This is a genomic window from Aeromonas crassostreae (genome assembly GCF_054052445.1).
The window spans coordinates 1-1143 of record NZ_JBSTYM010000056.1; the positions used below are offsets into that span (position 1 = coordinate 1).

2 protein-coding genes are annotated in these 1143 nt (G+C 53.6%); both read left to right on the forward strand.

Features of this window, described 5'->3' with window-relative positions; genetic code table 11:
* Nucleotides 1–233: EF-Tu C-terminal domain-related protein (locus tag ACW5W4_RS18840; RefSeq protein WP_456690316.1), on the forward strand; the 233-nt coding region annotated here is incomplete at its 5' end.
* A gap of 115 nt (nucleotides 234–348) precedes the next feature.
* A complete protein-coding gene (gene gmhB / locus ACW5W4_RS18845) occupies nucleotides 349–891 on the forward strand; it encodes a D-glycero-beta-D-manno-heptose 1,7-bisphosphate 7-phosphatase (RefSeq protein ID WP_456690409.1) in 543 nt (180 codons plus the stop codon).
* Nucleotides 892–1143: the final 252 nt, after the last annotated feature.

Here is a 1143-nt window from a genome sequence, read left to right on the forward strand (position 1 = left end):
GTCGTCACACCCCGTTCTTCAAAGGCTACCGTCCGCAGTTCTACTTCCGTACCACCGACGTGACTGGCACCATCGAACTGCCGGAAGGCGTGGAAATGGTTATGCCGGGCGACAACATCAAGATGGTTGTTACCCTGATCGCGCCGATCGCGATGGACGACGGCCTGCGTTTCGCCATCCGTGAAGGTGGCCGTACCGTAGGTGCTGGTGTTGTAGCTAAAGTTATCGCTTAATCGATACTTTATATGCACACATGAAAGGGGTGGCTTCGGCCGCCCCTTTTATTTTTGGGGCTTTATTTGCCCCATGCGATACTTTTCAGACATTCATTATCGAGGTAGTTCCCCCGTGAGTAAGCCCGCCATTTTTCTGGATCGTGACGGTGTCATCAACGAAGACACCGGTTATATCAGCCAAGTCGATGACTTTCACTTTCTGCCCGGGGTGATCGAAGCCCTGCAGCTGCTCAAGAAGAAGGGCTATCTACTGATCGTGGTCACCAACCAGTCCGGCATCGCCCGCGGCTATTTCAGTGAAGATGACTTCATGAACCTGACCGAGTGGATGGACTGGTCGCTGGCCGATCGGGACGTTGACCTCGATGGGATCTATTTCTGTCCTCATCATCCGGATCACGGTGCACCCTGTGACTGCCGCAAGCCGGCCCCCGGCATGTTGTTGCTGGCACAGCAGGAACTGGGGATCGACATGGGTCGCTCTTATATGGTGGGTGACAAGCCTTCCGATCTGAAAGCGGCTGCGAATGCCCAGGTTGCACATAAAGTCCTGGTCAGAACGGGCAAGCCGGTGACGGACGAGGGCAATGCATTGGCTGATGCCATCTACGACAATCTGCACGATTTTGCTGTCTCGGCACCGGTCGCGGGTTGATTTCGTTCGCACAACATACATATTGGTGGCTTTGTAAGCGAACGAGCGACAAAAGCCATCTTTTTGCAATTATCTGCTTGCCAGAAAGTTTCAGCTCCCTATAATGCGCCTCCATCGACAGGGCAAGCGGCAACGCAAACAACCTCGTCGATAACCTCGAGAAGCCTTTGAAAATAGGGCTTGACTCGAGAAGGCGGTTGAGTAGAATGCCACTCCCGCAGCAGCCAAAAGCTGCGTCGCTCTTTAACAATT